Annotated in this window: 11 protein-coding genes; all 11 read left to right on the forward strand. The window is 32.4% G+C overall.

Features of this window, described 5'->3' with window-relative positions:
- The first annotated feature begins 175 nt into the window (after positions 1-175).
- Positions 176-1489, forward strand: a complete 1314-nt coding sequence (locus AB9K26_RS00770) for an Ig-like domain-containing protein (RefSeq protein WP_369970634.1) — start codon at positions 176-178, stop codon at positions 1487-1489.
- A gap of 329 nt (positions 1490-1818) precedes the next feature.
- The gene (locus AB9K26_RS00775) at positions 1819-2151 is read left to right on the forward strand and encodes a helix-turn-helix transcriptional regulator (protein WP_134198250.1); all 333 of its coding nucleotides are present in this window, start codon (positions 1819-1821) and stop codon (positions 2149-2151) included.
- Entirely contained in the window at positions 2144-3214 is a 1071-nt protein-coding gene (locus AB9K26_RS00780) for a DNA cytosine methyltransferase (RefSeq protein ID WP_369970635.1), read from the forward strand. The genes AB9K26_RS00775 and AB9K26_RS00780 overlap by 8 nt, the downstream gene beginning before the upstream one ends.
- Positions 3204-4454 (forward strand): DNA cytosine methyltransferase, encoded by a 1251-nt coding sequence (locus AB9K26_RS00785; protein WP_369970636.1) that lies wholly within the window; start codon positions 3204-3206, stop codon positions 4452-4454. The genes AB9K26_RS00780 and AB9K26_RS00785 overlap by 11 nt, the downstream gene beginning before the upstream one ends.
- 2 nt (positions 4455-4456) lie before the next feature.
- Positions 4457-5410 carry a restriction endonuclease PLD domain-containing protein gene (locus AB9K26_RS00790; protein WP_369970637.1) on the forward strand — a complete coding sequence of 318 codons (954 nt, stop codon included), beginning with the start codon at positions 4457-4459 and terminating at the stop codon, positions 5408-5410.
- Positions 5411-5668: 258 nt separating this feature from the next.
- Positions 5669-6124, forward strand: a complete 456-nt coding sequence (locus AB9K26_RS00795; protein ID WP_369970638.1) for a hypothetical protein — start codon at positions 5669-5671, stop codon at positions 6122-6124.
- A 236-nt stretch (positions 6125-6360) separates the two neighbouring features.
- Positions 6361-7101: a DUF6090 family protein gene (locus AB9K26_RS00800; protein ID WP_369970639.1), complete on the forward strand. Its 741-nt coding sequence runs from the start codon at positions 6361-6363 to the stop codon at positions 7099-7101.
- 228 nt (positions 7102-7329) lie between these two features.
- A complete protein-coding gene (locus AB9K26_RS00805) occupies positions 7330-7785 on the forward strand; it encodes a hypothetical protein (RefSeq protein ID WP_369970640.1) in 456 nt (151 codons plus the stop codon).
- A 173-nt stretch (positions 7786-7958) separates the two neighbouring features.
- On the forward strand, positions 7959-8666 hold the full coding sequence (locus AB9K26_RS00810) for a hypothetical protein (RefSeq protein ID WP_369970641.1): 708 nt from the start codon (positions 7959-7961) through the stop codon (positions 8664-8666).
- Positions 8666-9499, forward strand: a complete 834-nt coding sequence (locus tag AB9K26_RS00815; protein WP_369970642.1) for an FRG domain-containing protein — start codon at positions 8666-8668, stop codon at positions 9497-9499. Before AB9K26_RS00810 ends, AB9K26_RS00815 begins: the two co-directional genes overlap by 1 nt.
- 335 nt (positions 9500-9834) lie before the next feature.
- Positions 9835-10269 carry a hypothetical protein gene (locus AB9K26_RS00820; RefSeq protein ID WP_369970643.1) on the forward strand — a complete coding sequence of 145 codons (435 nt, stop codon included), beginning with the start codon at positions 9835-9837 and terminating at the stop codon, positions 10267-10269.
- Positions 10270-11004: the final 735 nt, after the last annotated feature.

Genomic DNA, 11004 nt, shown 5'->3' on the forward strand with positions numbered 1-11004 from the left:
AGCCTTTGGCTATTCGAAGCTTTTACTACCCACAACTGCGTATATGCCACATGGTTTTAAATTTACCCAACAATTTATTCAGGTAATAAATTTTGTGTAAATTTCTGAAAAACAAACAACGTGGCATATACGTCTACGTTATGTGCAAGCTGAACAAAAAATAGAATTTAAGAAAATGAAAAAACTTTTGGCCTTACTGACTATCGTAGCGATTTTAGTTGGCTGTGAAACCGAAAAGCCCTCAAGTAATATTGTAACTAACGATATAGCTAACTTTTGGACAGCCTTCGACAAAATCAGTGCAACTCAAGATTCAATTTTACAACACAAATTGATTGACAGCCTTTTCTTTCGAAAAGGAACCGATGGTTTAAAAGCTATTCGTCAAGCAAGAAACTATACATCACAGGACTATATAGACGCAATCAATAGTTACCCAAAATTTTGGAATTCAATTAGGGAAAATACATTGAAAGCAGAACAACTTAGTCCTGAATTAGAAAGAGGCATCAGAAAATTCAAAGAAATCTATCCTGATTCAAAGCCTGCAAAAATCTATTTTACGCTAGGAGCTTTAAGGACAAACGGAACAACTATGGATAGCTTAGTTCTTATTGGGTCAGAATTAGCATTGGCAGATAAAAATACACCAACGAGCGAATTTCCTGAAAACCTATCACATTTAAGGAGCTACTTCGATTCAGAGCCAAGTAAAAATATTGTCTTTTTAAATATCCACGAATACGTCCACACTCAGCAGAAATCAACAATCGGAAATAGTTTGTTAGCTCAGACAGTCATAGAAGGTGTGGCGGAATTTTTAGCTGAGAAAGCATTAGATATCAACTCCCCAAACCCACAAATTGAATTTGGAAGAAAAAACGATGCAAAAGTTAAATCGAAATATACACTTGAAATGTTTTCACCATACTTATATAATTGGATTTGGAACAGTACTGATAATGAATTTGAAATGCGTGATTTGGCTTATTATGTAGGCTACGCAATTTGTGATAGCTATTACAATAATGCATCCGACAAAACAAAGGCAATTAAGGAAATGATAGAACTCGACTACAATAATGAAACTGACTTGATAGCGTTTGTTGAAAAAGCGGGATATTTTGACGAAACCTTAAATACCTATAAAGAAACGTTTGAGAATAGCAGACCAAGAGTAGTTGCAATAGAACCTTTTGAAAACAAGAACCAAAGTGTGGACTCAAAAATAAATAAAATCACAATTTTATTTTCCGAACCAATGAATCAACGTTTTAGAAACTTTAACTATGGTCCTTTAGGAGAAGATGCTCTGATGAGAATAAAAAATGTAGTTGGATGGTCTGAAGACGGAAAATCATTAACACTTGAAATAGAAGATTTAAGTCCTAATAATCAATATCAAATCACAATTGGTTCAGGATTTAGAAATCTTAAAAGTATCCCTCTCAAAGAATACTTAATCGACTTTAAAACGAAAGGGGAATAAAGCCAGCACATAACAATAGCTATAAGCAATAGCTCGGGTTTGGGCTGAAATGCGAAAGTTCGGGATTTATTTGATAAATTTGCTGAATAAAATAAAAAAATAAGGCTTATTTAGGCGCTACTGCTCATAGCCAAACCGTTGTACGCAAGCTGAAAAAAGCCAACCCACGCTCAAGCACATTTCATTTTGCTCGTACCTCACAAAATAAAAAGAGCTTTCACTTCCCCACCACCACCCAAAAATAAATTGAATAACTTGATATAAAAATCGCAAATTATTTATACATTTGCTAAAAATAGGTCAAATCATTTTTTGGTTAAATCATAAATATGGCAAGTTTCGGACATTTTTTAAAGACTGAAAGAGAGAAACGAGAGTGGACACAAACTGAATTTGGGGCAAAAATCGGAATAAATACGAGTGCTATAAGTCGAATCGAAAATGGTAGTCAAAAATTTAGTAAATCTAAACTAAAAGAACTTTCAAAGTTATTTAATATCGAACTACAACTAATAACTGACCTATTCTTTGCTGACAAATTTGCAAGAGAAGCATTCAAATATAAATGTTCGGATTCCATTTTTTCCGTTGCAGAGGATACAGCTAATTATTTGAAAAACACTAATACCAAACAAGGACAATTCAATTTTGACAATGAGTAAAAAATTTACAGCAATAGACTTATTTTCAGGTTGCGGAGGATTTTCATATGGATTTCAGCAAGCAGGTTTTCACGTTTTACTTGGAGTTGATAATACCGAAATTGCATTAAAAACATTCGAGAAAAACCACAATAATTCCAAATCATTATTACTAGACCTTCACGAAGATTCTTCAATTGACAAAATAATTGAAGCAACGAACAATAATAAAGTAGATGTAATAATTGCAGGTCCACCTTGTCAAGGGTTTTCTTTGACTGGCTCTAGAAAAGAAAATGATGAAAGAAATTCGCTCTTTTATTCTGTTTTTAAACTTGCGGAAAAAGTAAACCCAAAGGCAATTATTATAGAAAATGTTCCAGGTTTATTAACTCTTTATGGTGGCAAAGCGAAAAAAGAAATAATTGAGCTTTGTGAAAAAATGGGCTATAACTGCAACCCAAAATTGCTTTATGCACCAGATTATGGAGTTCCACAAATAAGAAAAAGAGTATTTTTTGTAGCATTAAGAAAGGATTTAGGAATATTTGAATTCCCTGAATCAACTCACACACCAGAAAGTTATGTTGGTTGTAAAGATGCAATTGGCGATTTACCTGATTTAGTTTCTGATTTAGGTGATGAAAAGCTTGAATATGATAAAAAGGCATTTAGTGATTATCAGAGAACAATGCGTAATGGTAATAAAGTTCTTTATAATCATTTAGGAACTAAACACACCGAACACGTTATTAATGTTATTTCACAAGTTCCAGAAGGTGGTAACCACAAAGATTTACCACCAGGAGTTGGTGATTCAAGAAAATTCAATGAAGCTTGGACTAGATACCATAGCTTAAAACCTTCAAAAACAATCGACACAGGACATAGAAATCATTTTCATTACAAATGGAATAGAGTTCCTAGTGTTAGAGAGAATGCTCGTTTACAATCATTCCCAGACGATTTTGTTTTTCTTGGCAATAAAACTCAACAATATAGACAAGTTGGAAATGCTGTACCACCAATGTTAGGTAAAGTATTAGGAGAACAATTATTAAAATATTTAGAGAATGAAGATTAACGTAATTGATTTATTCGCAGGATGTGGAGGTTTAACTGATGGTTTTCTTCAGACAGGAAAGTATAACACTTTAGCAGCTGTTGACTGGGAACTTCCAACAGTTCAAACTTTGAAAAAAAGATTATCTACTAAATGGAAATATGATTTAGGCAGAAATAATATTATCCATTTTGACATTCAAAGAACTGATGAACTGATTAATGGATTTAATGATGACAAGTATGGTCAAAATGTAGGTTTAGATGAACTTATTGGAAATAAACAAGTAGAATTAATTGTTGGAGGTCCGCCTTGTCAAGCTTATTCTATTGCAGGAAGAGTGCGTGATGAAAATGGAATGCAAGATGATTATCGCAATTACTTGTTTGAGAGTTATGTGAAACTTGTAAATCATTATCAACCAAAAGCATTCGTTTTTGAAAATGTAGAAGGTATTTTATCTGCAAAACCAGGTGGTATTCCTATTGTTTCCAGAATTAGAAAAGCATTTAATGAAATTGGTTATGAAATAACTGATAATTTAAGAGCTAATGCTCTTTTTGACACATCGTATTATCAAGTTCCCCAAAAACGAAAAAGAGTTATAATTTTTGGTGTTCCAAAAAATGAGTTTAGTCGTGGATTAATAAATTCATTTTACTTAAAAATGAAATCAGAAGCTAGTATTGAGCCATTAAATTCAAAAAAAGCATTTGAGTTTTTACCAAAAATATTTCCAGACAATAAAAATCAAAAACACTCGCATACGATAAAGTTAAATGGAATTCCACTGCCAAAAAATCACGAACCTAGAATGCACAATGAAAGAGATATAGAAATTTTTAGACTTCTTGCAGAAGACATTAGAAGTGGAAGAAACAAATATATTTCAAGTAAAGCCTTAATTGAATTATATAAAGAGAAAACAGGAAAAGAATCAAAATTTCATAAGTATCACGTTATCAGAGAAGATAAACCAAGTAATACAATACCTGCTCATTTATATAAAGATGGCTTACGACATATTCATCCTGACCCAGAGCAAGCTCGTTCAATAACAGTTCGGGAAGCTGCTAGATTACAAACCTTTGATGATGATTTTGAGTTTTTGGGTTCAAGAGGTGACCAATACAAAATGATTGGAAATGCTGTTCCGCCTTTGTTTTCAAAAAAAATAGCAGAAGTAGTACACGAATTACTAATTGGAAAAATGACTGAAAAACAAGGTCTTTTTAAACTCGAAACTGAAATTATCAATTAAAGGTGTTATATACTCAAGATTTAGAAGAACTAATATTTCATAGACATCAACTTCACGAAACTGATGAACTAATCGTACTTTCAGGATATCTTGGACCAAGACCTGTAGCTAGATTGGAAGAACTACCATTTAACTCAACTGTAATTTATGGAATGTATGGTTCAGAAGGCATAAGACCAAGTTTGCATAATTCATTAACAAACATTCAAGGAGAAGTAGACAACCTAAATATATTTTATTCGAATTTACCAGTACATTCAAAGTGCTATGTATGGCGAAGAAGAGGTGATATTATTCACGCTTTAATTGGTTCTGCAAATTTTTCAGTCAATGGATTAACTACACCTTTTAGAGAAATTTTAGCTGAAACCACCTTTGATACATTCAGACCTTTAAATGACTACATAGCTCATATTTTAAACAACTCTATTTCTTGTTTAGAGGTTGGAATGGAAAGAGTTGTAGAAGAACGTGAACAATTTGACCATTGTTTAATGACATTATTAGGTAGAAATGGTGAAGTCCAAAATGCAGCAGGATTAAATTGGGGACAAAACCCAAATAATCATACAACCCCAAACGATGCATACATAGCTTTAAGAACAAGTCATATTAGGGATTTTCCAAATCTTTTTCCGCCAAAACAAATTAACCCGCTTGAAGTTGATGGAAGAGGACGAATGCAAAGGCACAATGATTCTATTGAGATAATTTGGGATGATGGTCTAACTATGGAAGGTCTTTTGGAAGGTTCGCAACCAGTTGAAGGTGTAATTTATCCAAAACAAATCAGTTCTTTTCCTGTAAAAGCAGAATTAGGTGAATACATTAGAAATAGAATTGGTGTTCCACTTGGACAACCAGTAAGAAGACATCATTTGGAAAGATATGGTCGAACAGATATAGAAGTTTCTTTACTTGGTGACGGAGTTTATAAATTTGACTTTTCTGTATAAGCCAACGCACAAAGCCATACACATTTGCAATTCGCACGAGCCAACGCTTAAAGCAAAAATTGCAAAAGAGTATGTCTTTCGCCAACGCTGAATGACAATCTGAAAGGAAAAAAGCCAGCGTACAACATTGTATAAAAATAATAGCGGTTTAATCGCTAAAACGAAAGTGAAATATATAAATCAAACAACTGTAATAAACCGAAAAGTTAGTGCGCGAAAATCCGCTACTATTCTTATACTAAACCGTTGTAAACAATTATGGAAAAATCAAACTATCCAAATCTTGATAATCCATCTGAAGTAGCTGAAAAATTCGCAAATAAACTTTTAGGAAAAGGTTATAATTTAGATTTTTCTATCTCAAGTCTGGAAAAAGAAATCGATTTAATTCTGGAAAACGAGCTTCATAAAAGTTCAACGAATAAAGAAATATTAGAAGCTGAATTAACCGCCTATTTTGGCGAGACAATTTGCAGAATATTTGATGCTGAATGGAATGGAAAATATTCTGGAGCAAATGGTATTAATTTTTATTTATGTAAAATAAAAAAGGGGAAATTTGAGTTCTGGCCAAGTCATTTTTTTGGATATTATTTGAATAATGGAAAAGAAGATACTGGCACCTTCAAAGATTATTTACAATTTAGCTATTATTTCAAAGGAAATAAAAAGTTCACAGAAGACGGGCTACTAAAGAAAATAGAAAAAGCATAAATAACTGTTTACAACAACGCGTATAGTTTATACTACCGAATTTTTCCAGCGGAAAAATTCTCACTTTAATTAACTATATTTATTTCATGGAACAGTTCGTTAGCTCAGCCTTACGCTCTTTTCCAACGGAATTTTCGCCAGACAAGCTGGCTCATCCGAAACGCGAAGCGTTCGGCTGAATTCCGTACAAACCATACACGAACACGTTGTGCTTCATTTAAATCAAACATTAGTCAATGGCAAAAATCTTTAGAAAAATAAGACAGAATATGATTAAGGATAAAAAGGTCATTAATTATCTTCTTTATGCTATTGGAGAAATTATACTCGTGGTTATTGGAATTTTAATTGCGTTAAGTATCAATAATTCGAATGAATTGAAAAAAACACGAGATGCAGAGAAAGTCTATCTAAAAGAAATAAAGAGTGATTTAATTCAAGATACCTTATTGTTATCTCAAGTCATTCAAGATCACAAGTGGCGAATTGCTCAATTAATGTCTCAAGACTCTACTATTGACTTTATATTTGAAGAAATTATTGGAGAGCTTCCTGAAGTAGCAGGAGTATCTGAATTAGAATATATTTTCTTTACAGATAGAAAATTTCGACCAAAAATTGGAACTTATAATTCGATGATATCTGAAGGAAAATCAAATATTATAAGCAATCGTGAGCTATTTAATAATATTCAAAATATCTATGAATTGGAAGCCCAAAATATCATAACCATTGGAGAGGATGTGTTGGATCGTTCTAATGAATTACGAAATAAATATGCGTATGAAATAAGATATGGTGATTTTGGCTCACCTATTACAATTACTGACAAACGGATATTAGCCGATTTTTATATTTCATCGAGACAACTTAATTATTATACAAGGCAATCAGTTTTATTAAAAAAGAGCATAATAGAATTAATCGAGCTAATAGAAATTGAATACCAATCTTTAGAAAAGAATAACCAAAGCTAACTTAAGACATATATTTCTGTGCTTGTCATCCACTTTTAGTAATTGTAACAAATTTGAAACTTCCACGTCCTATTGTTCTAAACAATATAAATGAAAAATCAAATTCTACTATTACTTGCATTAGTATTATTTAGTGCCTGTAACAACTCAACTAAATCGAATAAAACTAATCAGCCAACTCTAAATGATTATCAGCTTGGCGAGAAATGGGTCTGGAAATATAAAGGAGTGACTACAGAAGGAGAAGTACGCTCTGATGGTAAAGATACAAGAGAAATAGTAGGTTTTGACGGAGTCCTAGGTATGACTATTGGAAAAGATACTATTCCCGTTACCGAAATCGTTAAACCAGATGTAAGCGAAACACCAAAGTACGATTGGCCTCTTGAAGTAGGCAAAAAATGGAAATATGAAAACAGTTGGACAAGTCAAGACGGAACTACCGGGAACCAAAGTCAGAATGCCGAAGTACTATCATACCAAGAAGAAACTGTAGAAGCAGGAACCTTTATGGCCTACACAATTAAATACACTGGAAAAACGACTAATTCCAGAGGATATAACGCAAATGAAACAGAAGTTTGGTTATATGCACCTGCTGTAAAAAACTTCATTAAACTTACTCAAAATCAAGGTGATTTTCACTACGTGGAGGAATTAATCGAATATTCAAAGCCACAATAAATAAACGAAAGCACAACAACGCGTATAGCTAATAGTGCGTTAAAGAACGCTCGCGGAATTCTAGCGAATTCCACTCTACTCCTATTACGTTTTTTTGCTATCTTACTAAGCGAATCACACAACTAGCCATACACGAACACGTTGCCCACAAGCTGAAAACTGAACAAAAATCAATGAAAGTTTTAGATTTTTTAGAATCAATTTGGAGATTTGCATTTACAAAAGCAGGTACGGAAATGGAAAAAATGTCCGAATCTGAATATAATGAAGCCTTCATAAACGGAAAATCTGATGAACAGATAAAAGTGACTTATGAAAGAGCTTGGAGTGCAAAAAATTTTGAAATAGAACTCTATTGGAAAAGAGCTAATTATTTCTGGGCTTTTCAAATTGCATCTTTTGCCGGTTATTTCACAATGATTGGGTCTGACGCTTACCCGAAAAACCCTCAAGTTCTTTATTTTATTGTTTGCATAGGTTTTATAACTGGAATGGCTTGGACTTTTACAAATAGAGGCAGTAAAGTTTGGCAACGACATTGGGAAATACACGTAGATATGCTTGAGGACAGAATTACAGGCCCATTGTATAAGTCTGTTACTTCACCTAAAACATTTTCTGTTTCTAAAATTAACGAAATCGTAAGTAGGTTTATACTCTCAATTTGGTTTGTGTTAGGAGTTAAATATTTTTCCGAACATATAATATTGTTCACAACTGATTTCAGTAATATTGATTATCAAGTTTGGCTGAGTAGCATTTTTGTAATCTATTTTACATTTTCTATGATAACTGGTTACGGTAGAGGAAGATTTGGGGAGAGAAAAGTTCAATTTTACAAAAGAAAATTTATTGTTGACCAAGAAAATCATACTAATTAATGGTTAGAAATATTACCAACTTTATAAACGAAATCAAACGATTAGGTTTAGTCGATGAGTATGAAAACTACTTTAGAGGACATTCGGACATTAGTTTCGAGCTTAAACCAAGTATTTATAGAGATGGTCTTATTTACAATGAAGATAATATTTTTAAGGAATCAATTAGTCGTGTTCCTTTAGAGTTTAACAATTCTAAATCAACAGTAGAAAAATTGGTAAAAATGCAACATTATGGCATTCCAACCAGACTTTTAGATGTAACTGCAAATCCATTAGTTGCGTTATATTTTGCTTGTAACAAAGATTTTTCTAAAAATGGTGAGGTAGTATATTTAAGAATCCCAAAAAATTATGTCAAATATTATGATAGTGATGTGGTAAGTGTTCTTTCAAACATTGCAAAAAGACCAGAGAACTTTGAAATAGATACAAGTACATCCAAGATTTCAGAATTCAATGATACTACAGCAATTCAGTATTTGCTGCACGAAATAAAAGAAGAAAAACCTTATTTTCAAAATTTAATAAATCCTAAACATCTTGAAGAAGTATTTGCTGTGAAAGTAAAACTTGATAACGAGAGAATTTTAAAACAGGAAGGAGCATTTTTAATATTTGGAATTGATGCTAATAAAATCAGACCAGCGAGAGTTCCAAATAATTGGGTTTTGAATAAAACGACAAAAGTAAAACTTGAAATTCCTGCAAATAGAAAACGTTCAATTCTTAAAGAATTAGCAACTTTCGGAATAAGTAACAGGACACTATTTCCAGAACTTGAAAATCAAGGAATATTTCTTATTGACAAGTATAAAAGAAAAACAAGTTAAAAAAAGCCAGTGGGCAACAACGTTTATAAAAAATAGCGGTTTAAGTACTTAAACAAAAGATAATGAATAAATTAGAGGTCATTGTTAAGCTGAAAAATTAATGAGTAAAATCCGCTACTTTTCATATACAAAACCGTTGGCAATAATATGGCTGAACATAACGAAAAAACGAACAAGTTGAATAAAACAGAAATTCTGACTAATCTATTGTGGACAGCATTCGGAATAATTGGCGGAATAAGTTATTACTCAAAATCGGAATATTTGATTTGCGGAATTATGTCTTTAAATGGAATTTTATATGCATACAAATTGATTAAATCAATAGCTGAAAAATGAAAAAAATACACTTTGGAAATTTGAATAAAAAGGATCGTTGGATTTTATTACCTCTGATTTTAATTGGGTTATTTCTAATAATTAATGGAGCCTTTGATATTATTGAATTTGCAAACCCTAAAATGAATAAATATTTGAACGCTGTCGGATATCTGATAGTCTTCGGATTTAGTACACAAATGTTCTGGTATCAGAATTATGTTCAGTGGAATAAAAGAGGAATCTTAATCAGAATAAAATCGTTCTTTGGGAAAAACATAAAATTCAAAGAAATAAAATCATCTGAATTGAATGAGAAAAAGTTGATTATAACAGAAACGTATGGAAATAAAATTGAGATTGATTTAAGTCACATAATAGAATCTGACATTGAAAGACTAATGGATATAATAAACAAAAATACTATTGCCAACAACGTATATAGCTCATAGCTAATCAGTTGCTTAATCGAAGTTAACGCATATTTGGAAAGTCGCCAAATTTTTAAATTTGACGATTTCCAATAAAAAGATAAATAGTAAAATTTAAAAATCTGGCTTGTGGATCAACCGAAAAATAATCGCTAATTTGCACGCTACGAGCCATATACAAAACCGTTGGTTGCAATAGCGGAATTAAAAACTAAGCGTAAAAGTCGTGCGAATTCCGAACTTTGAAAACAGCGGAACTTTGCGCAAAAGAGCTTAACGGAAATGAATTTAATACTCGAAACCGAAACGTAACGCTGAATTGAAATTGTAAAACGGAACTGTGCGCAGAAATTCACTCGAACGGAATTATAAAAACGTGAATTGATAATTTCTACTCTATCGAATTCCATAATTGCGGAATCAAAACGTGGAATTGAATAGTAAAACGTAAAACAAAACGCTGAATGAGCCTCAAAAAACTGAATTGTAACTGCAACCAACAAAGTATAAATTCAATTGCGGCTGAATTTCCTACGGAAATTCATTGCAATTTTCTATCTTTCAGTTTCAATCGGAAAATCGTACCGATTTTCCGCAACTGAAATTTATACGCTAACGTTGTAGGCAATAAACCAGTCTTCTGGTCTTCCCAGAGGGTTTCGGAACCCAATAATGGTCAGGACATCACTTAAAAATCCCCATGAGGGAATCTGGACACAGTCAGATTCCTCCTTGACAAGATTACCGATTGAGATC

Source organism: Psychroserpens sp. XS_ASV72 (assembly GCF_041224425.1).
GTDB lineage: Bacteria > Bacteroidota > Bacteroidia > Flavobacteriales > Flavobacteriaceae > Psychroserpens.